The 26,984-nt window shown below is 62.7% G+C and carries 26 protein-coding genes; 10 read left to right on the top strand and 16 right to left on the bottom strand.

Annotated features, from left to right (window positions below):
• Positions 1 to 131 precede the first annotated feature (131 nt).
• Positions 132 to 707, top strand: a complete 576-nt coding sequence (locus ACQ4WY_RS23865) for a sigma-70 family RNA polymerase sigma factor (protein ID WP_436506204.1) — start codon at positions 132 to 134, stop codon at positions 705 to 707.
• Positions 704 to 1,420, top strand: coding sequence for an anti-sigma factor (locus tag ACQ4WY_RS23860; RefSeq protein ID WP_436506203.1), 717 nt, complete (start codon positions 704 to 706; stop codon positions 1,418 to 1,420). Before ACQ4WY_RS23865 ends, ACQ4WY_RS23860 begins: the two co-directional genes overlap by 4 nt.
• 7 nt (positions 1,421 to 1,427) lie before the next feature.
• Here ACQ4WY_RS23860 and proC read toward each other — a convergent pair whose 3' ends face one another.
• On the bottom strand, positions 1,428 to 2,258 hold the full coding sequence (gene proC, locus ACQ4WY_RS23855) for a pyrroline-5-carboxylate reductase (RefSeq protein WP_436506202.1): 831 nt from the start codon (positions 2,256 to 2,258) through the stop codon (positions 1,428 to 1,430).
• An 18-nt stretch (positions 2,259 to 2,276) separates the two neighbouring features.
• Positions 2,277 to 2,978 (bottom strand): YggS family pyridoxal phosphate-dependent enzyme, encoded by a 702-nt coding sequence (locus tag ACQ4WY_RS23850; RefSeq protein WP_436506200.1) that lies wholly within the window; start codon positions 2,976 to 2,978, stop codon positions 2,277 to 2,279.
• A gap of 69 nt (positions 2,979 to 3,047) precedes the next feature.
• Here ACQ4WY_RS23850 and ACQ4WY_RS23845 point away from each other — a divergent pair, with 69 nt between their 5' ends.
• The 4 genes from ACQ4WY_RS23845 to ACQ4WY_RS23830 all read left to right on the top strand — a co-directional run bounded on the left by ACQ4WY_RS23845 (position 3,048) and on the right by ACQ4WY_RS23830 (position 8,017).
• Complete coding sequence (locus ACQ4WY_RS23845) at positions 3,048 to 4,091, top strand: type IV pilus twitching motility protein PilT (RefSeq protein WP_436506199.1); 1,044 nt, start codon at positions 3,048 to 3,050, stop codon at positions 4,089 to 4,091.
• A gap of 3 nt (positions 4,092 to 4,094) precedes the next feature.
• Positions 4,095 to 5,234, top strand: coding sequence for a PilT/PilU family type 4a pilus ATPase (locus ACQ4WY_RS23840; protein WP_436506198.1), 1,140 nt, complete (start codon positions 4,095 to 4,097; stop codon positions 5,232 to 5,234).
• Position 5,235: 1 nt separating this feature from the next.
• Positions 5,236 to 5,721 (top strand): glutathione peroxidase, encoded by a 486-nt coding sequence (locus ACQ4WY_RS23835; RefSeq protein ID WP_436506197.1) that lies wholly within the window; start codon positions 5,236 to 5,238, stop codon positions 5,719 to 5,721.
• A gap of 184 nt (positions 5,722 to 5,905) precedes the next feature.
• Positions 5,906 to 8,017 carry a putative bifunctional diguanylate cyclase/phosphodiesterase gene (locus tag ACQ4WY_RS23830; protein WP_436506196.1) on the top strand — a complete coding sequence of 704 codons (2,112 nt, stop codon included), beginning with the start codon at positions 5,906 to 5,908 and terminating at the stop codon, positions 8,015 to 8,017.
• A 57-nt stretch (positions 8,018 to 8,074) separates the two neighbouring features.
• Here ACQ4WY_RS23830 and glcF read toward each other — a convergent pair whose 3' ends face one another.
• Genes glcF through ACQ4WY_RS23815 form a run of 3 tightly spaced genes read right to left on the bottom strand, consistent with a single transcriptional unit; the run spans position 8,075 to position 11,881 of the window.
• Entirely contained in the window at positions 8,075 to 9,298 is a 1,224-nt protein-coding gene (gene glcF / locus ACQ4WY_RS23825) for a glycolate oxidase subunit GlcF (protein WP_436506195.1), read from the bottom strand.
• Between the two features lie 6 nt (positions 9,299 to 9,304).
• Positions 9,305 to 10,375, bottom strand: coding sequence for a glycolate oxidase subunit GlcE (glcE, locus tag ACQ4WY_RS23820; protein ID WP_436506194.1), 1,071 nt, complete (start codon positions 10,373 to 10,375; stop codon positions 9,305 to 9,307).
• 15 nt (positions 10,376 to 10,390) lie between these two features.
• On the bottom strand, positions 10,391 to 11,881 hold the full coding sequence (locus ACQ4WY_RS23815) for an FAD-linked oxidase C-terminal domain-containing protein (RefSeq protein WP_436506294.1): 1,491 nt from the start codon (positions 11,879 to 11,881) through the stop codon (positions 10,391 to 10,393).
• 150 nt (positions 11,882 to 12,031) lie between these two features.
• Here ACQ4WY_RS23815 and ACQ4WY_RS23810 point away from each other — a divergent pair, with 150 nt between their 5' ends.
• Positions 12,032 to 12,586, top strand: coding sequence for a cob(I)yrinic acid a,c-diamide adenosyltransferase (locus tag ACQ4WY_RS23810; RefSeq protein ID WP_353658876.1), 555 nt, complete (start codon positions 12,032 to 12,034; stop codon positions 12,584 to 12,586).
• A 64-nt stretch (positions 12,587 to 12,650) separates the two neighbouring features.
• Here the strand turns inward: ACQ4WY_RS23810 and ACQ4WY_RS23805 are convergent, their stop codons facing one another.
• From ACQ4WY_RS23805 to ACQ4WY_RS23770, 8 genes are all read right to left on the bottom strand, one after another.
• On the bottom strand, positions 12,651 to 12,839 hold the full coding sequence (locus ACQ4WY_RS23805; RefSeq protein ID WP_436506193.1) for a hypothetical protein: 189 nt from the start codon (positions 12,837 to 12,839) through the stop codon (positions 12,651 to 12,653).
• An 85-nt stretch (positions 12,840 to 12,924) separates the two neighbouring features.
• The gene (locus ACQ4WY_RS23800) at positions 12,925 to 13,119 is read right to left on the bottom strand and encodes a hypothetical protein (protein ID WP_436506192.1); all 195 of its coding nucleotides are present in this window, start codon (positions 13,117 to 13,119) and stop codon (positions 12,925 to 12,927) included.
• Positions 13,120 to 13,210: 91 nt separating this feature from the next.
• Positions 13,211 to 13,402, bottom strand: coding sequence for a hypothetical protein (locus ACQ4WY_RS23795; protein ID WP_436506191.1), 192 nt, complete (start codon positions 13,400 to 13,402; stop codon positions 13,211 to 13,213).
• A gap of 31 nt (positions 13,403 to 13,433) precedes the next feature.
• The gene (locus ACQ4WY_RS23790) at positions 13,434 to 13,814 is read right to left on the bottom strand and encodes a glutaredoxin family protein (RefSeq protein ID WP_436506190.1); all 381 of its coding nucleotides are present in this window, start codon (positions 13,812 to 13,814) and stop codon (positions 13,434 to 13,436) included.
• Positions 13,815 to 14,383: 569 nt separating this feature from the next.
• Positions 14,384 to 16,441 carry an FUSC family protein gene (locus ACQ4WY_RS23785; protein ID WP_436506189.1) on the bottom strand — a complete coding sequence of 686 codons (2,058 nt, stop codon included), beginning with the start codon at positions 16,439 to 16,441 and terminating at the stop codon, positions 14,384 to 14,386.
• 191 nt (positions 16,442 to 16,632) lie between these two features.
• Positions 16,633 to 18,501 carry a 1-deoxy-D-xylulose-5-phosphate synthase gene (gene dxs, locus ACQ4WY_RS23780; RefSeq protein WP_436506188.1) on the bottom strand — a complete coding sequence of 623 codons (1,869 nt, stop codon included), beginning with the start codon at positions 18,499 to 18,501 and terminating at the stop codon, positions 16,633 to 16,635.
• The gene (locus ACQ4WY_RS23775) at positions 18,502 to 19,413 is read right to left on the bottom strand and encodes a polyprenyl synthetase family protein (protein WP_436506187.1); all 912 of its coding nucleotides are present in this window, start codon (positions 19,411 to 19,413) and stop codon (positions 18,502 to 18,504) included. It lies immediately after the preceding gene.
• Positions 19,410 to 19,661: an exodeoxyribonuclease VII small subunit gene (locus ACQ4WY_RS23770; RefSeq protein ID WP_436478357.1), complete on the bottom strand. Its 252-nt coding sequence runs from the start codon at positions 19,659 to 19,661 to the stop codon at positions 19,410 to 19,412. Before ACQ4WY_RS23770 ends, ACQ4WY_RS23775 begins: the two co-directional genes overlap by 4 nt.
• A gap of 406 nt (positions 19,662 to 20,067) precedes the next feature.
• Between ACQ4WY_RS23770 and ACQ4WY_RS23765 the strand changes: the two genes are divergently transcribed.
• From ACQ4WY_RS23765 to ACQ4WY_RS23755, 3 genes are read left to right on the top strand one after another with little or no spacing between them, the layout of a single operon-like run.
• Complete coding sequence (locus ACQ4WY_RS23765; protein WP_436506186.1) at positions 20,068 to 21,168, top strand: aromatic ring-hydroxylating oxygenase subunit alpha; 1,101 nt, start codon at positions 20,068 to 20,070, stop codon at positions 21,166 to 21,168.
• A gap of 60 nt (positions 21,169 to 21,228) precedes the next feature.
• Entirely contained in the window at positions 21,229 to 22,152 is a 924-nt protein-coding gene (locus tag ACQ4WY_RS23760; RefSeq protein WP_353658885.1) for a DMT family transporter, read from the top strand.
• Positions 22,153 to 22,164: 12 nt separating this feature from the next.
• A complete protein-coding gene (locus tag ACQ4WY_RS23755) occupies positions 22,165 to 23,016 on the top strand; it encodes a sulfurtransferase (protein WP_436506184.1) in 852 nt (283 codons plus the stop codon).
• Between the two features lie 44 nt (positions 23,017 to 23,060).
• On the opposite strand, the gene ACQ4WY_RS23750 is transcribed toward ACQ4WY_RS23755, so the two are convergent.
• The 3 genes from ACQ4WY_RS23750 to ACQ4WY_RS23740 all read right to left on the bottom strand — a co-directional run bounded on the left by ACQ4WY_RS23750 (position 23,061) and on the right by ACQ4WY_RS23740 (position 26,984).
• Positions 23,061 to 24,803: an ABC-F family ATP-binding cassette domain-containing protein gene (locus ACQ4WY_RS23750; RefSeq protein WP_436506183.1), complete on the bottom strand. Its 1,743-nt coding sequence runs from the start codon at positions 24,801 to 24,803 to the stop codon at positions 23,061 to 23,063.
• Positions 24,804 to 25,074: 271 nt separating this feature from the next.
• On the bottom strand, positions 25,075 to 25,833 hold the full coding sequence (locus ACQ4WY_RS23745) for a ZIP family metal transporter (RefSeq protein WP_436506182.1): 759 nt from the start codon (positions 25,831 to 25,833) through the stop codon (positions 25,075 to 25,077).
• A 266-nt stretch (positions 25,834 to 26,099) separates the two neighbouring features.
• A complete protein-coding gene (locus ACQ4WY_RS23740) occupies positions 26,100 to 26,984 on the bottom strand; it encodes a dienelactone hydrolase family protein (RefSeq protein WP_436506181.1) in 885 nt (294 codons plus the stop codon).

Below are 26,984 nucleotides of genomic sequence, written 5' to 3'. Positions count from 1 at the left end.
GTTGCGCTTCTTAGCCACCTCTCCCTTCCGCTCGCTACGGTTTTGTTAGGCGTTGTGAAACAGGAAAACAACGGTAGAAATGCGGGTTTCTGGCCTATACTCCGTATTAAAAACTTGCTAACCGTTCACTCTTGACGATTGCGCCAACCTTGCCAACGCTAGCCACTCCGTTCGATTACGATGCCGCCCTGCGCGCCTGCGCCAGGGGCGAGCAGCAGGCATTGCACGGCCTGTACCAGCAGGAAAGCCGCTACCTGCTGGGCGTGGCCCTGCGCATCGTGCGCCAGCGGGCCCTGGCCGAAGACGTGCTGCACGACGCCTTCCTGAATATCTGGCGCCGCGCCGGCAGCTTCGACGCCACGCGCGGCAGCGGCAAGGGCTGGATCTATGTGGTGGTGCGGCACCAGGCGCTGGACGTGGCGCGCGCCCGCGCCCATGAAGTATCGGCCGACGAGGATAGCGTGGAAACCCTGCTGCACCAACGCCACGGCGACGACGCCGGCGACGCCTACGCCCTTCAGGCAAACATGGGCAAGCTGCGCGATTGCCTCGCTCACCTGGACGAACCCAAGCGCAATAGCATCCTGTACGCCTACGTCGATGGCTGTTCCCACAGCGAAATCGCGCAACGCCTGCAAGCGCCGCTGGGTACCGTCAAAGCCTGGGTCAAGCGAGGTCTGGCCGCCTTGCGGGAGTGCATGGGATGATCAACAGCGACGGGGAATTGCAAAGGCTGGCCAGCGAATACGTGCTGGGGACACTGGAACTGGCCGAACGCACGGAAGTGGAACAGCGCTTGCCGCGCGATGCCGCCTTGCGCGACGCCGTCGATGCCTGGGAACAGCGTCTGTTGCCATTGACGACCGTGGCGCCGCCCGAAACGCCCTCCGCGCAACTGTGGCCGCGCATCAGCGCCAGCCTGTTCACGCCGAAAACCGTGCAACAGGCGGGCGGCTGGCAGGCGTGGTGGAACAGCCTGGCCTTCTGGAGAGTGTTGGCCGGCGGCGGCCTGGTGGCCACGGCCGCGCTGGCCGTGCTGGTCAGCGTGCAGCTGCAAGCACCAGCCGGACCCGGCTACCTGGTGGTGCTGGTTGCGCCGCAGGATAAATCGCCGGGCTGGATCGTGCAGGCGGGCGGACGCGGCGGCACGAACCGCGACCTGAGCCTGATCCCGCTGGGACCGACTAGCGTGCCGCAGCAAAAAGCCTTGCAATTCTGGACCAAGGGCAAGGATTGGGGCGCGCCTGTCTCGCTGGGCCTGGTCAAGCCGGGGCAAAGCCTCAAGTTGACGTTGGATAAGCTGCCGCCGCTGCAGCCGGAGCAACTGTTTGAAATCACGCTGGAGCCGGCAACGGGTTCGCCCACGGGCCGGCCGACGGGACCGGTTTTATACATCGGCCGCGCCGTGAAGGTGATGTAAGCCGGTTTTATTTACCCAGCTCGTCCCCCATCTCGCGTCCGCGCTGCGCGGCCGCCTTGATGCCCTTGACGATGGCCGCCTTGACGCCACTCTCTTCCATGCTGGTGAGCGCCGCATACGTGGTGCCGCCTTTCGACGTGACCCGCTCGCGCAGCAGCGACACGGGTTCGCTGGAGTTCGCCGCCAGCTGTGCCGCGCCCGTAAACGTGGCAATCGCCAGCTGCGTGCCCTGCTCGGGCGTCAAGCCCAGCTCGGCGGCCGCTTGCTGCATGGCTTCGATAAAGTAAAACACGTAGGCGGGACCGCTGCCGGACACGGCCGTCACAGGGTCAATCTTGGCTTCGTCATCGAGCCAGACGGTCTGGCCGACGGCGCGCAGGATGGCGTCCGCCGTCTTCTTTTGCTCGTCGCTGACGCCGCTGCTGGCCACCATGCCCGTGATGCCCATGCCGATCAGGGCCGGCGTGTTCGGCATGCAACGCACGATGGCGGGATAATCGCCGAGCCAGCGCGACAGGTCTTGCGCGCGTATGCCGGCCGCGATCGACAGAATCAATGGCGCCCGCTCCCCATCGAGGAAGGGCAGCAGCTGGGCCGCCACTTCACGCATGCTTTGCGGTTTCACGGCCAGCACGATCACGTCCACGCCGCGCAGTGCTTCGCCAGCACAAGTCGCTGTCGTGACGCCGAACTGCGCCTGCAATTTTTCCAGCGCGGGCGCGTGCGGGTCGATCACGTGGATATTGCCGCCCAAAGTCAGCTTGCCCGCCAGGCCGGCGATCAGGGCCGCCGCCATGTTGCCGCCGCCCACAAAGGCGATATTCAATTCTGTCGTCATGCTTGTTCTCTCTCTTCATCAGGAATAGTTGCGGGAACCGAAAATGGCACTGCCCACACGGACGATGCTGGCGCCTTCCAGCACGGCGGCGCGCAAGTCGGCCGACATGCCCATCGACAGGGTATCGAGCGCCAGTCCTTCGGACTTCAATTGTTCGTACAGCGCGCGCAATTGCGCAAAGGCCGCGCGCTGGCGACTGAGTTCCGTTTCAGGCTCGGGAATGGCCATCAAGCCGCGCAGGCGCAAGCGGGGCAACTGCGCCACGGCGCGCGCCAGCGCCGGCAATTCAGCTGGCGCCACGCCGCTCTTGCTGGCCTCGCCGCTGATATTGACTTGCAGACAGATATTCAGATCCGCCAAGCCGGCCGGACGCTGCTCGGACAGGCGCGCGGCGATCTTTTCCCGTTCAACCGTGTGCACCCAATCAAAATGTTCGGCGATGGGGCGCGTCTTGTTGCTCTGGATGGGGCCGATGAAGTGCCAGACGGGGCCACCTTGCGGCAGCGCAAGCTGAACTGCGGCGATCTTGTCGAGCGCTTCCTGCAAATAATTTTCGCCAAATGCCGCCTGGCCCGCCCGCATGGCCTCCAGCACGGCGTCCGCGCCGAAGGTCTTCGAGACGGCCAGCAGGGTCACGTCGCCAGGGGCGCGCTGCGCCTCCAGCGCCGCTTGCGCAATACTCTCGCGCACGGCTTGCAAGTTCTGTTCGATTGTGGACATAATCATTTTCTAGTGTAAGGGGCGGCGGCACAGTGCGCCAGCCCATCAATGCAGGCACAGGGATTATAAATGGACATCTCCGAACTACTCGCTTTCTCCGTCAGCAACAAGGCTTCCGACCTGCACCTGTCTTCCGGCCTGCCGCCGATGATACGGGTCAACGGCGACGTGCGCCGCCTGAACGTGGCGCCGCTCGAGCACAAGGAAGTGCACAGCATGATCTACGACATCATGAACGACAGCCAGCGCAAGGTGTATGAAGAAGCGCTGGAATGCGATTTCTCGTTCGAAATTCCCGGCCTGGCCCGCTTCCGCGTGAATGCCTACAACCAGGAACGGGGCGCCTCGGCCGTGCTGCGCACGATCCCGTCGAAGGTGCTGAGCCTGGACGAACTCAACGCCCCGCGCATCTTCGGCGAGCTGGCCATGCGTCCGCGGGGACTCGTGCTGGTGACGGGCCCGACGGGTTCGGGCAAGTCGACCACCCTGGCGGCGATGGTGAACCACGTCAACGAGCGCCTGAACCATCACATTCTGACCATCGAAGACCCGATCGAATTCGTGCACGAACCGAAAAAATGCCTGATCAACCAGCGCGAGGTGGGTTCGCACACGCATTCGTTCAGCAACGCGCTGCGCTCGGCCCTGCGCGAAGACCCGGACGTGATTTTAGTGGGCGAATTGCGCGATCTGGAAACCATCCGCCTGGCGCTGACGGCGGCCGAGACGGGCCACCTCGTATTCGGCACCCTGCACACCTCGTCGGCGGCGAAATCGATCGATCGCATCATCGACGTGTTCCCCGCCGAGGAAAAGGAAATGGTGCGCGCCATGCTGTCCGAATCACTACAAGCCGTCATTTCGCAAAATTTGCTCAAAACCAAGGATGGCGCGGGCCGCGTGGCCGCGCATGAAATCATGCTCGCCACGCCAGCCGTGCGCAACCTGATCCGCGAGGCGAAAGTGGCGCAAATGTATTCGGCCATCCAGACGGGCAGCAATGTGGGCATGCAGACCCTCGACCAGTGCCTGTCCGATCTGGTGCGGCGCGGCACGATCACGGCGGAAACGGCCCGCTCGGCCGCCAAGTCGCCCGAAAACTTCCCCGGATAAACCATGCAGACGACGCACGAATACTATGGCGCCATGCACGCGCTGCTGGCGCAGATGCGCGCACGGGGCGGCTCCGACCTGTTCATCACGGCCGGCTTTCCCGCCGCCATCAAGCTCGACGGCAAGCTGACGCCGCTGGCGGGCGGCGCGCTAGCCGCGGCACAGGCAGCCGGCTACGTGCGCGCCGTCATGAACGCGCGCCAGGCGGCCGAGTTCGAGTCCAGCCGCGAAGCCAATTTCGCCATCAGCCCGGAGGGACTCGGGCGTTTCCGCGTGTCCGCCTTCGTGCAGATGGGCCAGGCAGGCATGGTCTTGCGATTGATCAATACCGCCATCCCCACGCTGGAGGGACTGGGCTTGCCCGCCATCCTGCAAGACATCGTGCTGAGCAAGCGCGGCCTCGTCATCATGGTGGGCGCCACGGGCTGCGGCAAGTCGACCACCCTGGCAGCCATGGTGGGCCATCGCAACGCGCACAGCCATGGCCACATCATCACCATCGAAGACCCCGTGGAATTCATCCATCCGCACGGCAACTGCATCGTCACCCAGCGCGAAGTGGGCGTCGATACGGACGACTGGGCCACGGCCCTGAAAAACACCCTGCGCCAGGCGCCCGACGTGATCCAGATCGGAGAAATACGCGACCGCGACACCATGGACCACGCCATCGCGTTTGCCGAGACGGGCCATCTGTGCCTGGCGACCTTGCATGCAAACAACGCCAACCAGGCGCTGGACCGCATCATCAATTTCTTCCCCGAAGAGCGGCGCCAGCAGCTGCTGATGGACCTGTCGCTCAATTTGAAGGGCATGATTTCGCAGCGTTTGATCCCCAAAAAGGAAGGCGGCGGGCGCAAGGCGGCGCTGGAAATCCTGCTCAACTCGCCGCTGATGAGCGACCTGATCTTCAAGGGCCAGGTGCACGAGATCAAGGAATTGATGAAAAAATCGCGCGAACATGGCATGCAAACCTTCGATCAGGCCCTGTTCGACCTGCACGAAGCGGGCGCCATCAGCTATGAAGACGCGCTGCGCAATGCGGACTCCGTCAACGACCTGCGCCTGACGATCAAACTCAAGGGCGCAACGGCGCCGGAACCGGCCCCGCAAACGGGCGCCACCAAACTGGGACTCCTCTGACATGACCACCATCCACGATTTCCAGGCCGAGGCGCTGGACGGCACGCCGATCGACCTGGCGCAATACAAGGGCAAGGTACTGCTGATCGTCAACACGGCCAGCGCCTGCGGTTTCACGCCGCAATACCAGGGACTCGAAGCGCTGTACCGCGAGTTCCACGACCAGGGCCTGGTCGTGCTGGGTTTTCCCTGCAATCAATTCCGCCAGCAGGAACCTGGTTCGAATGCGGAGATCGGCGCCTTTTGCGAAAAAAACTTCGGCGTCACCTTTCCCCTGTTTGCCAAGGTCGATGTGAATGGCCCGCATACCCATCCCGTATTTGCGCAATTAAAACAGGCGGCGCCCGGCATACTGGGCACCCAGTCGATCAAATGGAATTTCACGAAATTCCTGGTGCGCAAGGATGGCAGCGTATTTCGCCGCTACGCGACGGCCAGCAAACCGGCCAGCCTGGCGGCAGACATTCGGCAATTGCTGCAGGAATAGCGATTCGACGATTTGATTTAAGACAACAATTGCTGAGATCAATCAATCCGCATTTATTTCATGCCTGATATCAATATTGTGTTTCCAATAGCAAATATCGGTGATAATGTTTGCATAATTATTCGCAGATATCGATCAAAAAACGATGCCAGTCTTTGGGAAAATAATATCTTCATGGATGCGGATGGGCATTTATTCCCGCCTCTTTATCCCTATTACCTTCCTGATACTCGCCGTTTCCGCCGTTCGCTATCACGCCCTGCTCGGTACGGAAACGGCGCTGGCCAATGCACGCTACCAGAGCGATGCGCGGCAACTCGACCTGTTCCTGGCCAATAGCGTGCTGCCGCTGGCCGTGCACGCGGACCGGCATGCGATGCACGACAGCGTGCGGCAAGTGCTGCGCAGCGCCCTGCCACTGAACCGCAGCCTCGCGTCCGTGCGCTGGGATACAGCCGGCGGGCATGTCGAGGTGCTGGCCGACAACAAGCTGACCGACACACTGGCCGACAGCGTGCCAACGTGGTTTGCGCGCCTGGCCGGCATGGCGGCCATCCGCAGCCGCCTGACGGTGGCGCTGCCGGACGGTGGAGACGGCATACTCGACTTGCATTACACGCCCGGCCGGCCCCTGGCGCAAGTGTGGCACAGGGTGCGCGAGCAGGCCGTCCTCAGCGCCATCAATATCGTCCTCGTCTTCCTCCTGCTGGGCTTGATCCTGGCGTCGCACCGCAAGCTGCTGGCGCGACTCGTGCAAGCGACCGACCGCTTCCGCGAAGGCAACTTTGCCGTGCGCCTGGCGGCCGGCGCCACGCCCGAGGCGCAAGCCGTGTCGCAATCGTTCAACGGCATGGCCGGCGATATCGAGGGACTGCTGACCTCGCTGAAAACCAGCCAGCGGCAACTGGGCGAACAGCTCAACGAAACCGTGTACATGCAGCAGGCGCTGCAAAAGCTGTCGTGGCAAAACTACAATGACGTGCTGACGGGTTTACCCAACCGTGCCGCGCTGGCCGCGCGCTTCGAACAGGAACTGTTCCTCGCGCGCGAACGCCAGCGCCTGCTGGCCGTCTGCCTGTTCGACCTCGACCACTTCCAGGCCATCAACGACCGCTACGGCGCCGAAGCGGGCGATGAAATCCTCAAGCAGGTGGCTGGCCGTCTGCACAGCTTTACGGGCCAGGTCCATTACGCGGCGCGCCTGGGCGGCGATGAATTTGTCATGCTGCTGTGCGGCCAGGCCAGCATCGCCAGCATCGAACAGAACATCACCCAACTGATGCAGGAACTGAGCCGCCCCTACCAGTGCGACCAGCAGGCGCTACACGTGACGGCCAGTGTCGGCATCGCCGTCTACGCGGGCAAGGACTTGAATACGGAAAGCCTGCTGCGTCATGCCGACCACGCCGTCTATCAGGCGAAGCTGACGGGGCGCAACCAGTATCACTTCTTCGACACCAACCTCGATGAAGAAGTGCGCACCCACCACAACCAGCGCACGGAAGTACGCCAGGCCCTGATCAATGGCGAACTCCGGCTGTATTACCAACCCAAAGTGAACATGCGCGCCGGCACGGTGGTGGGCATGGAAGCGCTGCTGCGCTGGCAGCATCCGCGCCGCGGCGTGCTGGCCCCCGCGCAATTCCTGCCGCTGGTGGAACAGACGGATCTGATCATCGATATCGGCGAATGGGTGCTGCGCCAGGCCCTGTGGCAGATGCAGCGCTGGGTGGCTTGCGGCAAGCAGTGGGTGGTCAGCGTGAATATCGCGGCGCGCCACTTCCAGCAACCCGACTTCGTTTCGCGCCTGGAAACCATCCTCGGCGAATTTCCCGGCGTGCGCGCCAGCATGCTGGAACTGGAAATCCTCGAATCGTCGGCCCTGCACGACATCGAAGACCTGCGCCGCATCATCCGCGCCTGCCAGGCGCTGGGCATCACCTTTGCCCTCGACGATTTCGGCACCGGCTATTCATCGATGTCGTATCTGAAACGCCTGCCGGCGAACATCGTCAAGATCGACCAGAGCTTCGTGCGCAATATGCTTAACGACCGCGACGACCTGCACCTGGTGCGCGCCGTCATCGGTCTGGCCCGTTCCTTCAGCTTGACGGTAATCGCCGAAGGCGTGGAAAGCGTCGAGCATGGCGCGCGTTTGATCCAGCTGGGCTGCGACCTGGCGCAAGGCTACGGCATCGCCCGCCCCATGCCGGCCGACGCCGTGCTGGAGTGGGCAGCCAACTTCGTGCCGGCTCCCCAATGGCGCATAGCTCAGTACAGCGAAGCGCCTATTTAGAGCCTATTCCAGCAGATGAATACATCTCCTGCTGGCGCTCCCTACTGGAATAGGCTCTTAGGGGATCAAAGCTGAATCAATCAGCTCGATCCAGTGCCGCACGGGCGTCTCCGTGCCCGACTGCAGGTGGCTCAGGCAGCCGATATTGGCCGACACGATCATCTCCGGCTCGCACGCTTCCAGGTTCGCCACCTTGTTGTCGCGCAGCTGCTGCGACAGCGCCGGCTGCAAGATCGAATACGTGCCCGCCGAACCGCAGCACAAATGGCTGTCGGCGCACAGGCGTACGTCGACACCGACGGCGCGCAGCACCTGCTCCACCTTGCCACGGATCTGCTGGCCGTGCTGCAGGGTGCACGGCGGGTGATACGCCACTCGTTTGCCGATGCGCCCTTTCAGCTGCGCCACCAGTTCCGCTTCAAACGCCGGCATGATCTCGGACAAATCGCGCGTCAGTGCGGCGATGCGCCGCGCCTTGTCCGCATATTGGGCGTCGTGCGCCAGCAGGTGGCCATATTCCTTCACCGTGGCGCCGCAGCCGGACGCCGTCATGACGATGGCTTCCGCGCTGTCCACATACGGCCACCAGGCGTCGATATTGCGGCGCATGTCGTCCAGCGCCGCTTCCTGGTCGTTCAGGTGATGGCGCAGCGCGCCGCAGCAACCGGCCTTCGGCGCGATGATCAGCTGCACGCCCAGGGCGTCGAGCACGCGCGCCGTGGCCGCGTTGATGTTCGGCGACATGGCCGGCTGCACGCAGCCGTCGAGCAGCAGCATGGTGCGCGCGTGCTGGCGCGCGGGCCATGCGCCGGCGGCGGCGCCGGGACGCAATTTGTCCTGCAAACTTTTTGAGAACAGGGGCCGCAGCGCCTGTCCCGCCTTGTACACGGGCGTAAACAGCCAGCGGCGCGGCAACGCTTCCTTCAGGGCGAAGCGCAGTGTGCGTTCGCGCAAGGGGCGCTGCACGCGCTGCTCGACGACGTTGCGGCCGATGTCGACCAGGCGCCCGTACTGCACGCCCGAGGGACAGGTCGACTCGCAATTGCGACAGGTCAGACAACGGTCCAGGTGCGTCTGCGTCTTGGCGGTGACGGGCGCGCCTTCGAGCACTTGCTTGATCAGGTAAATGCGTCCGCGCGGGCCATCGAGTTCATCGCCCAGCAGCTGGTAGGTGGGACAGGTGGCCGTGCAAAAGCCGCAATGCACGCAGGCGCGCAGGATGGCTTCGGCTTCGTCGCCTGCCGGCGTATTCTTGATGAAATCAGCGAGATTGGTTTGCATGCGCGCTCAATACATTCTGTGCGGGTTGAAGATGCCGGCCGGGTCGAAAGCCTGCCGCAGGCGCTGGTGAATGGTGGCCACGGCCGGCGCCAGCGGGTGGAATACGCCCACGGCCTTGTCGCCGCCGCGGAACAGGGTGGCGTGGCCCCCAAGCGCAGCCACCGCCTGGCGGATGTGCCGGGCGCTACCGGCGTCGGCGTCGCCATCGAGCTTCAGCCAGCGCTGCGCCCCGCCCCACTCGATCAGCTGACGCCCCTTTAAAATCACGGCGCTGGCGTGCGGCGGAAGAGATAACCGCCACAGGCTGCCCGCGCCCGCAAAGAAAGCGTGCGTCTGCTCGCGCACGGCCAGCCAGAAGGCGGCTGCGTCATCGGCTGCCAGCAGCTCGCCGCCCAGCGTGCGCAGCGCCGCCGACACGGCTGCGTCGGCGCCGGACAGGCGCACCGTCAACACGCCGTCATGCCAGCAGCTGGCCGATATCGGCAGCGGCTTGCCCGCCCATTCGTTGAGCATGCGCAAGGCGGCGATTTCCGCGCACGCCACGCGTAACGTCGCTTCGCGCAGCGGCAAGGGCAGCACCTTCAGCGACACTTCCAGGATCAGGCCCAAAGTGCCCAGCGAGCCGGCCAGCAGGCGCGAGACATCGTAGCCGGCCACGTTTTTCATCACCTGCCCGCCAAAGGCCAGGCGCTCGCCATGCCCATCCATTAGCACGGCGCCCAGCACGAAATCACGCAGCGCGCCCGCGCTGGCGCGGCGCGGGCCGGACAGGGCACTGGCAACGACGCCGCCCACCGTGGCGTCCGGGCCGAAGTGCGGCGGCTCGAACGCCAGCATCTGGTTGCGCGCGGCCAGCGCCGCCTCGATCTCCGCCAGCGGCGTGCCGCAGCGGGCCGTGATCACCAGTTCCGTCGGTTCATAGTCGATGATGCCGGCATACGCGCGCGTATCGAGCACGTCGCCTTCGAGCTGCTGGCCATACCAGTCTTTCGTGCCGCCGCCGCGCAGGCGTAACGGCTTGCCCGCTGCGCTGGCGGCCAGGATCTGCTGCCTGAATTGTTCCACTATCGCTTGCAAAGGAGTCTCCGGCGGTTAAAAACGGGGCAGGTTGGCGAATGGCAGGCGCCCCGCCGTCACATGCATCTTGCCGAATTCGGCGCAGCGGTTCAAGGTGGGAATCGCCTTGTCCGGGTTGAGCAAAGTGTGGGGATCGAAGGCGCGCTTGACGGCAAAGAAGGCATCGAGTTCGGTGCGCGTAAATTGCACGCACATGGAATTGATCTTTTCCATGCCCACGCCATGTTCGCCCGTGATGGTGCCGCCCACGGCCACGCACAGGGCCAATATGTCCGCGCCAAACGCTTCGGCGCGCTCGAATTCGCCGGGTATGTTGGCGTCGAACAGGATCAAGGGATGCAGATTGCCATCGCCCGCATGGAACACATTCGCGCAGCGCAAGCCATGCGTCGTTTCCATGCCGGCGATGCCCGTCAGGACTTCGGCCAGGCGCTTGCGCGGAATGGTGCCGTCCATGCAGTAGTAGTCGGGCGAGATGCGCCCGGCGGCGGGAAAGGCATTCTTGCGGCCGGACCAGAATTTCATGCGCTCCGCTTCCGACTGCGAAACGGCGATGGCGCTGGCGCCCGCCCCTTCCAGCACGGCCGTCATGCGGGCGATTTCCTCTTCCACTTCCTCGTGGGTGCCATCTGCTTCGCACAGCAAAATGGCGGCCGCGTCGATGTCATAACCGGCCTTGACGAACGGTTCGACCATGCGCGACGATGTCTGGTCCATCATTTCCAGCCCGGCCGGGATGATGCCGGCGGCGATCACGTTGGCCACCGCATTGCCGCCCGTGACGACGTCGTCAAAGGACGCCATGATGACCCTGGCCGTGGCCGGTTTCGGTATCAGTTTCACGGTCACTTCCGTGACGATGCCCAGCATGCCTTCAGAGCCGATGAAAATGGCCAGCAGATCGAGGCCGGGCGAGTCCAGACATTCGCCGCCCAGTTCCAGCACGTCGCCATCGATGGTGACGATCCGCACGCGCAGCACATTGTGCACGGTCAGTCCGTATTTCAGGCAATGCACGCCGCCCGAGTTTTCCGCCACGTTGCCGCCGATGCTGCAGGCGATCTGCGAGGACGGATCGGGCGCGTAATACAGCGCGTAGGGCGCGGCCGCTTCGGAAATGGCCAAGTTGCGCACGCCCGGCTGCACCACGGCCGTGCGCGCATACGCATCGAGGCGTACGATGCGGTTCAAACGCGCCGTCGACAGCACCACGCCATCGGCGATGGGCAAGGCGCCGCCCGACAGGCCCGTGCCGGCACCGCGCGGTACGATCGGCACGTTCAATTCGCGGCAGACGCCAAGGATGGCGATGACCTGTTCTTCCGTGTCCGGCAAAGTCACCACCATCGGCAACTGGCGGTAGGCGGCCAGGCCATCGCATTCATACGGGCGCGTATCTTCGGCATCGGACAGCACGCAGCGTGCCGGCAGCACGGCCAGCAGGGCCGCGACGACGGCTTGCTGGCGCGCGGCGGTCAATCCGGATTCAGGGGCAGCATTGAGCATATGATTGGGAGGAAAAGGCATGGGCGTGCAACGATTGTAAGCACAAAAGTGGCGCGCACCGCATTTTTTGTCCGATTTGCAGGCAAATCCGCGGCCAGGGGGCGCACGGTGTCGTATGCTGCCCCCATTCTTCTTTACAGGATCGACATCATGGGCAACCGACTTTCGAAAATCGCCACGCGCACGGGCGACAATGGCAGCACCGGCCTGGGCGACGGCAGCCGCACCAGCAAGGACAGCGCCCGCATCCACGCCATGGGCGACGTCGACGAACTCAATTCAAATATCGGCTTGCTGCTGTGCGAAGCCATGCCCGAGGCCTTGCGCGAGGAACTGGTGGCCATCCAGCACGACCTGTTCGACCTGGGCGGAGAGATTTGCATCCCAGGCTATCAGCTGATCAAGGAAGAACACGTGCTGCGCCTCGATGCGCTGCTGGCGAAATACAATGCGGACTTGCCCGCCCTCTCTGAATTCATCCTGCCGGCCGGTTCGCGCGCCGCCTCGCTGGCGCACGTGTGCCGCACCGTGTGCCGCCGCGCGGAGCGCAGCATCGTCACGCTGGCGAATGCGGAAACCCTCCACGAGCATCCGCGCCAGTACGTAAACCGCCTGTCGGACCTGCTGTTCGTGCTGTCACGCGTGCTGAACCGCTTTGCCGGCGGCAGCGACGTGCTGTGGCGGCATGACCGCACGCGGGGATGAAATAAAGAACGGCGATGCCTGTCAAACAGCGTCGCCGTGCCTTATCGGGCTGGCAGTGTGTTACTTAGCCGCAGGCCTGAAGACACGCTTTATTGACACGCACGCATTCAGGAACCTTGAACTCCATGACACAGGCATCGAGCGCCATATAGCACTCGGCCTGGCATTCCGATATGTCGGCGCTACTACTGGCCATGGCATACGAGGCGCTGACGCCCATAGCAAACAAAAAGAAACCCAGTTTTTTGAACATAAGTACTCCTTTGTGGAGGGAATGCAAGACGGATGAGGTGATTCAGCCGGCCTGGCCAGCATACTGGCCAGCCGGTAAACTTCATTTAATCTGACGCACAGCTGGCGTAGCAAATCCGATGAATCTTGGAGCAAGCGCCTGGCGCGCCAGGATGGTCGGTCATACACTGTTCCAGATCGGCGTTACACTGCGAGTAGCATTCCGGCTCCCCGCCGCCGGCGATCGCATACGAGGCGCTGACGCCCATGGCAAACAAAAAGAAACCCAGTTTTTTGAACATAAGCACTCCTGTTGAATTGTCAGACGATGGGCAACATCCATGGCGCGCCGTCCCTTACGCGCCATCCATAAGCTGGTATTGCATCCGCGCGTCAATGACGCGGCGGACGAAGGCATTCCTTCTGGCAAGCCTGATAATTTTCCATGCAGGCTGGCTGGCCGAATTCCACGCAATCGAGCAGGTTGCGTTCGCAGACAAAGGTGCAGTCTGGCCCACCTGCATGGACACTGAAGGACAGCGCCGCGCCGGCGGCAAACAGGAATGCGGCTATCTTTTTGAACATGGTCAGCCTTTCAGTTTAAAAAGTTGCAACGTCAGATTTTCTTCAGCGCCGCTTCCATCGCGCCCGTATTGAAACCCTGGATCTTGCGGTTGCCGATCAACACCACCGGCACGCCGCCGCCGCCGAGTTCCGCATGGGCTTTTTTCGCTTCCGGCGATTTCTCGATATCGAGATCGACGAATTCGATCTTGTTTTCCTTGAGGTACGCGCGCGTCTTGGCGCAATAGCCGCACCAGTCCGTGCCATACAACACCACCTTCGCCTGGGCATTGGGGAAATACGCGGCGTAATTGCCCTCGGTGTAATTCGACTTGAGCAAGCCGGGCAACAAGGACAGGCCATAACCGCTGCCCAGGCCTGCGGCCAGGATCAAGCCATACATGGCGATGGTTTTAATTTTCTTTTGCATCATGAAGCCACCTTGACGTCGTTACTTCCAAGTCAAGGCGATTGTCTCGCCCCGACACACCCGGTTTTCTTAATTCACGGCGCATTCGGCCTTGCATCCATTCAACAATGCCTTGCATGTGTTGCTGGAATGGCCAGAATCCAGGCAATCCGTAAAGGCGCCATAGCACTCGCGCTGGCAGTCGCTCAAACCGCTGCCGGCCGCTCCCACCGAATAGGATGCACTGACGCCGACGGCGAACAGGAAAAGTGCGATCTTTTTAAACATTTTCTACCTTTCGATTGACGTGGAAAAAGGAATCCCAGCTGTAGTTCCATGCTTTATTACAGTATGGAATTTACATCCTAGGAAATCGAATATAGACCGCACTTATTTTAGAGTCAACGTTTCCTTTCGATAAATTTTCAGTTTAGAAAATATATCGGGAAAGCCCACGAAATGTGGAATTTGGAGAGATTGGGCGGCGCCAAACGTCTATACAATATCGGCGCCGCAAGCAAAAAACGGCCGGTTGCGGGCGCAGCCGGCCGAGCGGCTATAACCCGCCGGAAAAACGCTGCAGGACGAGGATGTCACCGCGCGCCGTTCTCCATCGCCAGCACATGCTCGCGCAGCAAGCCGCGCAGCAGTTGCACCTGGGCCACGGCATCGGCTTGCAGGGCAGTCAAGCCCTCGGCAACGCACGGACCTGGCGCGCTGGCATCGGCTGCGCCGCGCAGCAAGGCATCGATTTCCCCGCTGACGGCGGCAATCCACCGTTGCAATTCGGGCGGCGCCGGCTCGGCCTGGGGACTCAGACTGATGCGCGCCGTGCTGCCCGCCACGCGGCGCAGCAGCGGCAAGGTGCGCAGCGCCGCCAGGCCCACGCCGCTGCTGCGGTCCAGGCGGCGCTCGATGCGCAAGCGCTGCAGCACTTGTTCCGCGTTATTGCTGGCCAAGCCCGCCTCGCGGCGCAGGCGCGCGATGGCGCTATCCCACTTTCCGCCTGCCGCCAGCACGGCCAGCAGGTATTTCAGGTTCGCCGACACGGCCTTTGCAAGGCGCTGGTCCAGGTCGTCCGCCTCGCGGTCTGGCCACAGGAAAAACGTGGCCAACAAGGCCAGCACGCAGCCGAGCACATTGTTGCCCAGGCGGCTCATCGCATACACCATCTCGCTGGCCGGCGCCGCATAGTCGGCCACCAGCACGAAGGCGGGCGTCATGAACAGCACATGAAGGCTGTAGCTGACCCTGCGCAAGGCCATGGTGGCGACGATCAGGGGAAACACCACCAGCGAGATCGCCAGCGGGGTGTGCACCGCCAGGCCGATCAGCACGGCCAGCATCGCGCCCAGCACGCTGCCCGCGACCCGCTCGATGCCGCGCGGCCAGGTGGTCGACACGGACGGCTGCAGTATCAGCAAGGTCGCCATGGTGGCCCAGTAGCCGAACGGAATGTGCAGCGCCTCGACCAGCAGGAAGCCGGCCGTCGTCGCCAGCGATACGCGCGCCGCATGGCGCCAGCTCAGCGACTGCGGCGTGGCGTTGACTTTTGCCGTTTGCCACGCCTGCCCCAGCGCCAGGAAAGCCGCCTCGCGCCACGGCAGCTGCGTCGCGCGCGGCAAGCCCAGCTCGATGAAGTCCACGTTCAGGCGCAAGGGCAGCAAGGCGCCCAGCGCCGCTTCCAGGCGCCGGCCGCAGCCAGCCAGTCGGCGCTGCAATTCCAGGGGCGGCGTTTCCGGCTGGCGTTGCACGGCTTGCCCCAGGCGGCGCAGCAGCACGGCCATCACTTCCAGGCTGCGCCGCGCGCGCGGGTCCTGGCGCAGGCGCTGCTGCTCGCGCTCGCATGTATGCGTGACGGCGATCAAATAGGCGAAGATGCGCTCGGCGTCGCTGAGCGCCAGCAGCAGGTTGTCGTACAGAGCGCTGCGGCCAGCGCGCGCGGGCGGCACGGCGGCCAGCGCCACCCGCGCCGCTTCCAGCGCCGCGCGCGCCTGCGAACGGTAGCTGGCGCCATGCGCGGCGGCATCCGGCTGCGCCGGCCCCTGTTCGAGGAAGCGCGCATTGTCGCGCGCGATGCCGGCCAGACGCGAATACGCGGCGCGGATGGCGCGCCGGCTTGGACCGAACGGGTGAATGCGCCAGACAGTAAAACTGAGCACGGTGGCGAACAGGCAGCCAAACATGTACAGGCCCAGGAAAGGCGCCGTCTGCGTCATCGATGCGAGCGGATGCGTGACCATCACCACGCAGGCCGTGGCCGCCAAGATGGCCACTTGCGCCGTGGCCGCCCCCCAGATGCGCGCCAGCGCGCCGGCCCAGGAAAACAGCAGCACGGCGATGGCCGCCGTCGCCACACCATGGCCGGCCGCCAGCGCCGTCAGGCCGCCAGCCACGGTGGACAGCAAGCCGAAGCCCACCATCGAGATAAAACGCATGCGCCGCGTGCCGGCCGCGTCCGCCAGGCACGTCCAGAAGGCGCCGATGGCGGCCCAGGAAAAATCGGGGTGGTCGAACAGCAGGCCCAAGAGCAACATGGCGCTCGAGGCGCAGGCGGCCCGCAAGCCTTCGGACAAATTCGTTTCGTCGATGGCCAGGCTGACCATCCACAGGGGACGGCGCTGCGCCAGTTTGTCGGTATAGGCGTGCATGCCCGTCAGCCAGCGGCCGGCCAGTGCGCGCGAACGGCGGTGAAGTTTCCTGAAATGCAAGTTGGACTTTGAGAAGGTATCAAAGCGTCATCGTAGCATTCCCGGGCAAAAAATGTTGCAGTGCAACGTAAAATCCCGCCAGACGAAAAAAAAGCAGCACCGCAGTGCCGCTTTTCTGTATGTAAGCCGACTTAGCTGACGGCGGCCAGGCGCGGCTGGGCGCCGCCAAAGCGCTGCTCGATCGACGCGGCGATGCCGGTGGCATCGAGGCCCACGCTTTTCAGCAGTTGCACGGGGTCGCCATGATCGATGAAGACGTCTGGCAAGCCCAGCATCAAAATCGGCTTGACGATCCCTTCGGCCGCCAGGGCTTCGGCCACGGCCGAGCCGGCGCCACCCATGATGCAGCCCTCTTCCACCGTCACCAGGTAATCGTGTTCTGCGGCAAGCTGTTTCACCAGTACCACGTCGAGCGGCTTGACGAAGCGCATGTTGGCGACCGTCGCGTCGAGCTTCTCGCCCGCCGCCACGCTAGGCGCCACCATGGAACCGAAGGCCAGGATGGCGATACGCTTGCCGTGGCGCTTGACTTCGCCCTTGCCAATTTCAAGGCTCGTGAGTTCCGGCACGATGGCCACGCCGGCGCCGGCGCCGCGCGGATAGCGGATGGCTGCCGGGCCCGGATAATGGTAACCCGTCGTCAGCATTTGACGGCATTCGTTTTCGTCGGATGCGGCCATGACGACCATGTTCGGAATGCAGCGCAAAAATGCCATGTCGTAGTTGCCCGCGTGCGTGGCGCCGTCGGCGCCCACCAGGCCGGCGCGGTCCAGCGCGAACGTCACGTCCAGGTTTTGCAGGGCCACGTCGTGGATCAGCTGGTCGTAGGCACGCTGCAGGAAAGTGGAATAGATGGCCACGACGGGTTTGAGGCCTTCGCAGGCCAGGCCCGCGCCGAAGGTCACGGAATGCTGCTCGGCAATTCCGACGTCAAAGTAGCGGTTCGGAAATTGCTGTTCGAACTTGACCATGCCCGAGCCTTCGCGCATGGCGGGCGTGATGCCCACCAGGCGCTTGTCGTGCGCGGCCATGTCGCACAGCCAGTTGCCGAACACTTCCGTGTACGTCATCTTGGCCGGCGCCGTGGCCGGTTTGATGCCCTCGGCCGGATTGAACTTGCCCGTGCCGTGGTACAGGATCGGTTCCGCCTCGGCCAGCTTGTAGCCCTGCCCCTTCTTGGTGACCACGTGCAGGAATTGCGGCCCCTTCAATTGCTTGATATTTTGCAAGGTTGGGATCAGCGAATCGAGGTCGTGGCCGTCGATGGGGCCGATATAGTTGAAACCGAATTCCTCGAACATGGTGGCGGGCACGACCATGCCTTTGGCGTGCTCTTCAAAGCGCTTCGCCAGTTCCAGTACGGGGCCGGGCAAGACGGATTTGCCGACATTTTTGGCCGCCGCGTAGAACTGGCCCGACATCAAACGCGCCAGGTGGCGGTTCAGTGCGCCAACAGGCGGCGAGATCGACATGTCGTTGTCGTTCAAAATCACCAGCAGGTTGACGTCTTCCTGCACGCCCGCATTGTTCATCGCCTCGAAAGCCATGCCTGCAGTCATCGAACCGTCGCCGATCACGGCGATCGCGTGCAGCGGGTCGCCCTTGATCTTGGCGGCTTGCGCCATGCCCAGCGCGGCCGAGATCGACGTCGACGAGTGCGCCGTGCCGAAGGTGTCGTATTCGCTCTCGTCGCGCTTCGGGAAGCCGGAAATGCCATCCTTCTGGCGCAGGGTATGCATGCGCTCGCGCCGGCCCGTCAGTATCTTGTGTGTATAGGTCTGGTGACCCACGTCCCAGACGATGCGGTCGTGCGGCGTGTTGAACACGTAATGCAGCGCGACGGTCAGCTCGACCGTGCCCAGGTTGGACGACAAGTGGCCGCCCGTCTTGGAAACGGAATCGAGCAGGAAGCTGCGCAATTCCTGGGCCAGCGGCACCAGTTGCGAGCGGGCCAGCTTGCGCACTTGCGCTGGTTCATTGATGGTTTCTAACAGTTTCATTTATGCCTTCCGCTGCACGACCAGGTCTGCCAGCTCGCGCAAACGGCGTGCCTTGTCCCCGAATGGCGCCAGCGCCGCATGGGCGTCGCACCGCAATTGTTCTGCCAGGGCTCTCGATGGTTCCAGCCCCAGTATCGATACGTAGGTGGGCTTGTTGGCGGCCGCATCCTTGCCTGCCGTCTTGCCGAGGGTAGCCGAGTCGGCTGTCGCGTCGAGCACATCGTCGACCACCTGGAATGCCAGCCCGACGGCGCGCGCATAGGCGTTCAGCGCCGTCATCTCGTCTGGCGTCAAGTCCTTGCCGGCCAGCGCGCCGAGAATCACGGCCGCGCGCAGCAAGGCGCCCGTTTTGAGTTGATGCATCTGTTCCAGCTGCGGCAAGGTCAAGGCCAGGCCGACACTGTCGAGGTCGATCGCCTGGCCGCCGCACATACCAGAAGAACCGGAGGCGTGCGCCAGCAGCTTGACCATGGCCATTTGCCGCGCCGGTGGAATGGCTGCACCGTCGGCCAGCAGCATGAACGCTTGCGATTGCAGCGCGTCGCCCACCAGCAGGGCCGTCGCTTCATCGTAGGCGATGTGCACGGTGGGCTTACCACGGCGCAAGGCATCGTCATCCATGCACGGCATGTCGTCATGCACGAGCGAATACACGTGAATCATTTCCAGCGCGCAAGCTGCGCGCGCGAGGGTATCTTGATCGGCATCAAACAATTCACCGGCCGCCATCACCAGCAGCGGGCGCACGCGCTTGCCGCCGCCCAAGAGCGCGTAGCGCATGGCAGCGTGCAGCTTGTGCGGCACTGCGTCCTCCGCAGGCAAAAACTGGTCGAGCCGGCCTTCCACGCCGGACTGGGTCGCTTGCATCCAGTCGCCGAAGGTCACGCCGTCTTGTTGCACGCTGGCCATCATAGCGCGGCCTCGCCAGCATCCACGAAGGGTTTCAACATGTCGCCTTCCAGTACCTTTACCTGCGCTTCGACGCTGTCGAGCTGGCTTGCGCAATATTTGACCAGTTCCGAGCCGCGCTGATACGCCGCGACCGATGCTTCCAGCGGCAACTGGCCCGCTTCCATTTGCGTTACCAGCTGCGCCAGTTCCGCCATTGCCTCTTCAAACGAGGCCGGCGCTGCGGCAGCGGCAGTTAATTTCTTCGACATAGACTCAGATCTCTTCGTGGCACGAGGGGTATATAGGGAGACGCCGGGGACTCCCGGCCAGCATAGAAGCGTTATTTTAGAACAAACCACACTATTAAGTGAAAACTAAAGCGTAATCGGCGTGTTCAATGGGGAAGACGTTGCCAGCTTGGCAGTGAATTCTAGCGCAATCGCCCCCATCGGCCGGAAATTGCACGGCAAATGACAATGTTTCTCATTAAAGTAGCGTATTGCCAGGGGGTTTTGGCAATGCCGAGGCCGATACGCGCTATAATCTCCGGTTCTGTCCGAAATACCGTTTCAACAAATTTGAATTCAGGTCTTTGCGGATTCTTTCTCTCTGTAGCGGTTGCCCAGGGAATGGCCTGGGGCACTGCTGACCGTTGTACATTTATGGGGGGTTGGGATGTCCGATCTGGCAACTCACGCCAAGCTGGCGCGTTCAAACGCGCAACTTCCGGTCCACGTCTATTTTGACAAAACGCTGTTGCAGCGTGAAATGCAGCAATTGTTCCAAGCCGGCCCGCGCTATGTCGGGCATGCGCTGATGGTGCCGGAAACCGGCGATTTTGCGACCCTGGCGTCTGAGAACGAAGGGCGCATGCTCGTGCGCAACGCCAATGGCATTGAAGTGCTGTCCAACGTGTGCCGCCACCGGCAGGCGCTGATGTTCAATGGCCGCGGCAATGCCAACCATATCGTCTGCCCGCTGCACCGCTGGACCTACGACCTCAAGGGTGAATTGATCGGTGCGCCGCACTTCCCCGAGACGCCGTGCCTGAACCTGTCGAAAACGCCGTTGCAAAGCTGGAATGGCTTGCTGTTCGAGCAAAATGGCTACAACGTGATGGAAAAATTGAAAGATTTGTCCGTCTCGAAAGACCTCGATTTTTCCGGCTACATGTTTGACCACGTGGAAATCCACGAGTGCGACTATAACTGGAAGACCTTCATCGAAGTCTACCTCGAGGATTATCACGTGGAACCGTTCCACCCGGGCCTGGGCAGCTTCGTCAGCTGCGACGACCTGCGCTGGGAATTCGGCAAGGATTACAGCGTGCAGACGGTGGGTGTGCACCGCGGCCTGCAGCAGGCCGGTTCGCCTGCCTACAAGAAATGGCAGGAGCAGGTGCTGCAATTCCGTGGCGGCGAAGCGCCACCGTATGGCGCCATCTGGCTGACCCTGTATCCGAACATCATGGTCGAATGGTATCCGCACGTGCTGGTCGTCTCGACCCTGTGGCCCGATGGTCCGCAAAAGACGCGCAACGTGGTAGAGTTTTATTACCCAGAGGAAATCGTGCTGTTCGAGCGCGACTTCGTCGAAGCGGAACGGGCTGCCTACATGGAAACCTGCGTCGAGGACGATGAAATCGCCCAGCGCATGGATGCCGGCCGCAAGGCCCTGATGGCGCGCGGCGTGAGCGAAGTGGGCCCTTACCAGTCGCCCATGGAAGACGGCATGCAGCATTTCCACGAGTGGTACCGCAACAATATCGAACTGTAATTTAGTGGAAGGGCCGCATTGCGCGGCCCTTTTTTTATCCCCGCGTTTTTCAGGAATCAGATGCAATCTTTGTGGATGCTGTTTGCCAGCTTTATGTTCGCCATCATGGGCGTGTGCGTCAAGCTGGCGTCGGAGTTGTATTCGACGTCCGAAATCGTCATGTACCGCGGCATCATCGGCATGACCGTTATGAGCTGCACCATCCTGTACCAGGGCGGCAGTTTTAAAACCACGATGCCGGGCCAGCATCTGTGGCGCGGCGTCGTGGGCGTGATCGCCTTGTGGCTGTGGTTTTATGCGATCGCCATCCTGCCGCTGGCTACGGCCATGACGCTCAATTACATGGCGCCCATCTGGATCGCCGTCATCCTGCTGGCCGGTGGCTGGTGGAAAGGCATGCAGCAGGTCGAGTGGCCGCTGGTGGCGGCCATTGCCATGAGCTTTGTCGGCGTGACCCTGCTGCTGCAACCCGTGTTCGAGACGGACCAGCTGGGCGGCGCCATCACGGCCCTGATTTCCGGCATGCTGTCGGCCCTCGCCTATTTGCAGGTGCGCAAGCTGGGCTTGCTGGGCGAACCCGAATACCGCGTCGTGTTTTATTTCTCGGTCGTCAACTTCCTTGCGGGCGTGATCGGCCACGTGGCCAGCGCTGGCGGCGGTCCCGTCGTCTGGCACGCACACACGAGCGGCTACGGCATCGGCTTGTTGGCCGCCATCGGACTGTGCGCCACCATGGCGCAGATGGCCATGACGCGCGCCTATCGTCTGGGCAAGACCCTTGTGGTTGCCAATTTGCAGTACACGGGCATCGTCTTTTCCAGCTTCTGGGGCGTGGTGATCTTTGGCGACCTGTTCGACTGGCACGGCTGGGCCGGCATCGGCATCATTCTCGCCTCGGGCATTGCCGCCACCTATTACAATACCCGCAACACGGCCCGTGGCGCGGCGATAGCGCGCACGGATCCCATCGCCAGCGAAGTGTAAGGAGTCATTACCTTGTATACGACCTTGATCCAGGCCAACAAACTGGCCAGCCACCTGAATGACAGCAACTGGGTCATCCTCGATTGCCGCCACGATTTGCTCAACCCGACAGCTGGCAGCGATGCGTTTGCCGCCGGCCATATCCAGAACGCGCAGTTCGCCGATATCGACACGGCCCTGTCCGGTCCCAAAACGGCGCGCGGCGTGGACTTTACCGGCCGGCATCCCTTGCCCGACCGCAACGTCCTGCTGGCCAAGCTGCGTGGCTGGGGCATCAATGACGACACGCAAGTGGTCGCCTATGACGGCCAGGGCGGCATGTTCGCCGCGCGTTTGTGGTGGCTGCTGCGCTGGGTCGGACATCCAGCCGTCGCCGTGCTCGACGGCGGCCTCGCTGCCTGGCAGGCGCAAGGCTTGCCCCTGGTCACGCCGGTGGCGCCCCGCCCTATTGGCAAGCTCACGGAAAAAGCCAGCCTGACGCGCACGGTCAGCGTGCAGGACGTTGTCGCCAACCTGGAAACCCAGGCCTTGGGCGTCATTGACGCGCGCGCGCCCGACCGTTATCGCGGCGAAAACGAAACCATCGACCCCGTGGGCGGCCATATCCCCGGCGCGAAAAACCGTTTCTTCAAGGATAATTTACAAGCCGACGGCCGTTTCAAGAATGCGGACGAACTGCGACGCGACTTCAGCGCATTGCTTGACGCACCGCAAGCGGCCGTCATGCAGTGCGGCTCCGGCGTAACGGCTTGCCACAACTTGCTGGCACTGGAAGTGGCTGGCTTGCCTGGCGCGGCCCTGTACCCGGGCTCGTGGAGCGAATGGTGCGCCGATCCGGCGCGACCCGTGGCGACGGGCAACTAAAAAAAAAGCGGACCTCGGTCCGCTTTTTCATGCCCAGTGGATAACTACGACGTTATCCCCAGCGATTGATTCAAGCGTTCCAGTTCCGCTTGCCACGCCAGCTGGCTGGACGGCTTCTGGTGGCGCGGCTTGCGGGCCAGGTCCTCGGCCAGCAATTGCTCCAGTTCGCACAAGCGTTCCAATTGCAGATCGACATCGGTTTGCGCTGGAGCAAGCGGTGACGTTTCCAGCCGCGCCACCGGCAACGACGCCTGCCCATCCTCAAGACTCAGCCGTGCATACGCGCTGGCCGCATCCGGCCACTCCTCCAGTTGGCCATCGGCCACTACCCAAAAACGGTTGCACGCCGTCTCGATCAGGTCGCGGTCATGCGACACCAGCAAGCAGCCGCCAGCAAAACCGCGCAACGCTTGCCCCAGTTCCGCCTTGCCCTGCATGTCCAGGTGGTTGCTCGGCTCATCGAGCAGCAGCAAATGGTAGCTGGCCAGCGACAGTCCCAGGAACAGCAGCCGCGCCCGCTCGCCGCCGCTCAGGGTGGCGACAGTCTGGCCATGGCGCGCATACGGAAAACCAGCCGAGATCAAGGCTTGCTTGCGCGCCACCTGGCTGCGCGCGGCCTCGTTTTGCACGGCAAACGGGTACAAGGCGTCGGACAGGTCGGCCGTATCCGCCAGTTGCTTGAGCGACTGGTCGTAATAGCCGATGTTGGCGGCGTGGTGATAGCGCAAGTCGCCGCGCTCCTGCTGCGCCTGTATCGCGTGCCAGCACAGGCGCAGCAGGGACGATTTGCCGCTGCCGTTGGCGCCCAGCAAGGCGACCCTGTCGCCGGGCTTGAGCCACAGCTGTCCCACGCGAAACAGCACGGGAGACGTCGGCACGGCGCGCACATCGAGTTCGTCCAGCGCCAGCAACTGGTCGGCCGCCAGCGCCTTGCCGCGCAGACTCAGGCGCCACGGCGCGCCATCGCTGACGAACGATTGCTCATCCTGCAACCTGGCTATGCGCCGCTGCATGGTCTTCGCCTTGCGCGCCAAGTCTTCATTGTCATAGGTGCGGCCCCACAGGGCCAGGCGGGCACTGCTGGCCGACAAGCGGTCGATTTCCTTCTGCTCGGCCGCGTGCCGGGCGGCAGCGGCAAGATCGGCTTCGGCCAGCGCCGCCAGCGCGGGCCCGCACGGCAAGTCGAAGTCATACAGGCGGCTATCGCGCAAGATCCAGCTGCGCGTGGCCACGTTGTCGAGCAGGCGCTGGTCATGCGAGACGAGGATGAAGGCGCCGCGCCAACCCAGCAGGAATTGCTCCAGCCACAGCAGCGACGGCAAGTCCAGGTGATTGCTCGGTTCGTCGAGCAGCAGCACGTTCGGTTCCTGCAGCAGGGCACGCCCCAGCAGCAGCCGCGTGTGCTGGCCGCCGGACAGCGAGTGCACGGGCACGTGCGCCGTCTCGACGTCAAAACCCAGTTCCGCAAGCAGGCTGTCGACGCGCCAATGCAGTTCCGGCTGGTCCAGCACGGGCGCCAGCAAGGCGTCATACAGGCTCAGGCTGGCAAGTTCTGGCGGCAAATGCTGCTCCACGTGCTGCAGGCGGCAGGCACGGGCGACATGGATCGTGCCGGAGGTGGCTTCCCGCGTGCCGCTGAGCAATCCCAGCAAGGTGGATTTGCCGCAGCCATTGTGGCCGATCAGGCCGATGCGGTCGCCCTGGCGCAAGGTAAAGGCGAGTTCGTTGAAGAGGAAACCGTCGTGGGTATCCAGCTGTAAAGCTTGGGTAGAGATAAGGGTAGTCATGGCTCTTGTCTTTGTTCGGGATGCAAGCATCCGCGTTAACAGGAGCGCTAACGAAAACCGTGAGCCGAGAAAGGACTCTAGAGAAAAACTCTATTCAGGAGGGTGGCTTTGCTCTGGCCAGGTTATCGCAGCGCGATAGAACGTGGGCAAGAGCTTGCAAATGTGCTTAAAGAACGCGCATCCCATAGGGCGAGCATAAAAATTTCCATATTTTCCTCCTTTCTGTGCAAGTTAGTCAGAAAGGCAATACTACACGCACCGAGTCAGTGCATCAACCGCCGTGGCGCTTATGCGTGAGGAACAGCACGATGCACACGCCCAGCGCGATCAAAAGCACTTGCGGAATGGTCTCGCGCAGGGTGGCGCGGCGCTGCATTTGCGGCATCAGGTCGGACAGGGCAATATAGATGAAGCCGGACGAGGCAAACACGAGCACGTAAGGAATCAGATTGCTGGCGCGGTCCAGGGTGAAATAGCCGAGCAGGCCGCCCGCCACCGCCATCAGGCTGCACAGCAGATTGAAGATATAGGCGCGCAAGCGCGAGAAACCGGCATTGAGCAGCACGATGAAGTCGCCGATTTCCTGCGGGATTTCATGCGCGATGATGGCCAGGCCCGTCACCAGGCCCAGCTTCGGGTCGGCCAGGAAGGCAGCGGCGATCAGGATGCCGTCCGTAAAGTTGTGCATGCCGTCGCCAACGAGTATCATCCAGCCAGCCTTGCCCGCCTCGTGCTTGTCGTGGCCGTGCGCATGGTGGTGGTCATCGCCTTCGTGGTGGTGCGAATGGCGCAGGATGGCGAATTTTTCCAGCATGAAGAAGGCCAGCAAGCCCGCCAGCAGGGTGGCGAACAGGCTGCGCGGATCCGCCTGCGATTCAAACGCTTCCGGCAAGGCGTGCAGCAGGGACGTCGACAACATGATGCCGACGGACAAGCTGACCATGCGCTCGACCACTTTGGACAGGAATGCAAACGAAAAGATCGCCGCCGCGGTAATGCTGAAGACGCCCGCGATCGTGGTCGCGAGCAAAATGGATAGAAGGACGGGATCGATGATTTTCTTACCTCAAAATGGCGCCGGGTCACTGGCGCCGCGATGCTGGCGTCTGGCCTGATGAATGCGTTGTTATCTATTATTTAATTTTTTGCGCGTTTGGCGGCAGCGTAGCGCGATGAAGATGCAATTGTACTGCATTGGCGCGCAGCGGGCATTTTACAGCCCGGTGCGCCTTTCGCGTTAACTGATGGTGAAAATTGTGATGATCAGGCACTTTTAGCGCCGTTCAGGTCGCAATCTCAGGCAACACCTTGCTTTTTGAACCAGGCCAGGCAGCGCGCATAGCCGTCTTTCGCATCGGCCGCCACATAGCTGGGGCGGTAATCGGCGTTGAAGGCATGGCCCGCGTCCGGGTACACGACGAATTCCGACTTGTTGCCGCCCTTGGCCAGCGCATCCTTCATCTTGCCGATCGATTCCTGGCTGATGCCCGTATCCTTGCCGCCATACAAGCCCAGCACGGGAGCCTTCAAGCTGGCGGCGATATCGATGGGATTGCTCGGCTGCAAGGGGGTGGGCTCGCCCACCAGGCGGCCATACCAGGCCACGCCCGCCTTGACGGCCGGATTGTGCGCCGCGTACAGCCACGTGATGCGCCCGCCCCAGCAAAAGCCCGTGATGCCCAAACGGCTCGTGTCGCCGCCATTCTGTTTTGCCCACGCAACAACAGCATCGAGATCCGCCATCACTTGCGCGTCCGGTGTCTTGGCGATGATGCCTTTCATCAATTCCGGGATGCTGGCCACCTTGGTGGGATCGCCCTGGCGCACGAACAGGTCGGGCGCCAGCGCCAGATAGCCCTGCTTGGCGAAGCGGCGCGCCATGTCGGCGATATGTTCATGCACGCCAAAGATTTCCGAAATGACCAAGACCACGGGCAAGCCCGTCTTGCCCTCCGGCTGCGCCGCATACACGGACACGGCCTGGCCATCGACCATCACCGACATGGTGCCCGTGACGAGTCCGGCGGAATCCGTCTTGATGACGTTTTGCGCCGCCACGGGCAATACGGCCACGGCAAAGCCCGTTCCCAACGCCATCTTCAGGAAACCACGCCGGCCATCCGGCCCGGACATGCTGCTCTGGCCCAGCAAACTTTCACAATCGGTGATCATGTCGCTCAT

Source organism: Janthinobacterium salmonicoloratum, from assembly GCF_051380845.1.
GTDB classification, from domain to species: Bacteria; Pseudomonadota; Gammaproteobacteria; order Burkholderiales; family Burkholderiaceae_D; genus Janthinobacterium; species Janthinobacterium lividum_F.
Note: the sequence above shows the minus strand (reverse complement) of the source record. Positions and strands in the feature narration are given on the sequence as shown.

Excerpts from the sequence above, each read along its gene's own strand:
- ACQ4WY_RS23860 (WP_436506203.1), top strand. The coding sequence starts at position 704 with ATGATCAACAGCGACGGGGAATTGCAAAGGCTGGCCAGCGAATACGTG.
- proC (WP_436506202.1), bottom strand. The coding sequence starts at position 2,258 with ATGACGACAGAATTGAATATCGCCTTTGTGGGCGGCGGCAACATGGCG.
- ACQ4WY_RS23850 (WP_436506200.1), bottom strand. The coding sequence starts at position 2,978 with ATGTCCACAATCGAACAGAACTTGCAAGCCGTGCGCGAGAGTATTGCG.
- ACQ4WY_RS23845 (WP_436506199.1), top strand. The coding sequence starts at position 3,048 with ATGGACATCTCCGAACTACTCGCTTTCTCCGTCAGCAACAAGGCTTCC.
- ACQ4WY_RS23840 (WP_436506198.1), top strand. The coding sequence starts at position 4,095 with ATGCAGACGACGCACGAATACTATGGCGCCATGCACGCGCTGCTGGCG.
- ACQ4WY_RS23835 (WP_436506197.1), top strand. The coding sequence starts at position 5,236 with ATGACCACCATCCACGATTTCCAGGCCGAGGCGCTGGACGGCACGCCG.
- ACQ4WY_RS23830 (WP_436506196.1), top strand. The coding sequence starts at position 5,906 with ATGGGCATTTATTCCCGCCTCTTTATCCCTATTACCTTCCTGATACTC.
- glcF (WP_436506195.1), bottom strand. The coding sequence starts at position 9,298 with ATGCAAACCAATCTCGCTGATTTCATCAAGAATACGCCGGCAGGCGAC.
- ACQ4WY_RS23815 (WP_436506294.1), bottom strand. The coding sequence starts at position 11,881 with ATGCTCAATGCTGCCCCTGAATCCGGATTGACCGCCGCGCGCCAGCAA.
- ACQ4WY_RS23810 (WP_353658876.1), top strand. The coding sequence starts at position 12,032 with ATGGGCAACCGACTTTCGAAAATCGCCACGCGCACGGGCGACAATGGC.
- ACQ4WY_RS23805 (WP_436506193.1), bottom strand. The coding sequence starts at position 12,839 with ATGTTCAAAAAACTGGGTTTCTTTTTGTTTGCTATGGGCGTCAGCGCC.
- ACQ4WY_RS23800 (WP_436506192.1), bottom strand. The coding sequence starts at position 13,119 with ATGTTCAAAAAACTGGGTTTCTTTTTGTTTGCCATGGGCGTCAGCGCC.
- ACQ4WY_RS23795 (WP_436506191.1), bottom strand. The coding sequence starts at position 13,402 with ATGTTCAAAAAGATAGCCGCATTCCTGTTTGCCGCCGGCGCGGCGCTG.
- ACQ4WY_RS23790 (WP_436506190.1), bottom strand. The coding sequence starts at position 13,814 with ATGATGCAAAAGAAAATTAAAACCATCGCCATGTATGGCTTGATCCTG.
- ACQ4WY_RS23785 (WP_436506189.1), bottom strand. The coding sequence starts at position 16,441 with ATGCACGCCTATACCGACAAACTGGCGCAGCGCCGTCCCCTGTGGATG.
- dxs (WP_436506188.1), bottom strand. The coding sequence starts at position 18,501 with ATGAAACTGTTAGAAACCATCAATGAACCAGCGCAAGTGCGCAAGCTG.
- ACQ4WY_RS23775 (WP_436506187.1), bottom strand. The coding sequence starts at position 19,413 with ATGATGGCCAGCGTGCAACAAGACGGCGTGACCTTCGGCGACTGGATG.
- ACQ4WY_RS23770 (WP_436478357.1), bottom strand. The coding sequence starts at position 19,661 with ATGTCGAAGAAATTAACTGCCGCTGCCGCAGCGCCGGCCTCGTTTGAA.
- ACQ4WY_RS23765 (WP_436506186.1), top strand. The coding sequence starts at position 20,068 with ATGTCCGATCTGGCAACTCACGCCAAGCTGGCGCGTTCAAACGCGCAA.
- ACQ4WY_RS23760 (WP_353658885.1), top strand. The coding sequence starts at position 21,229 with ATGCAATCTTTGTGGATGCTGTTTGCCAGCTTTATGTTCGCCATCATG.
- ACQ4WY_RS23750 (WP_436506183.1), bottom strand. The coding sequence starts at position 24,803 with ATGACTACCCTTATCTCTACCCAAGCTTTACAGCTGGATACCCACGAC.
- ACQ4WY_RS23740 (WP_436506181.1), bottom strand. The coding sequence starts at position 26,984 with ATGAGCGACATGATCACCGATTGTGAAAGTTTGCTGGGCCAGAGCAGC.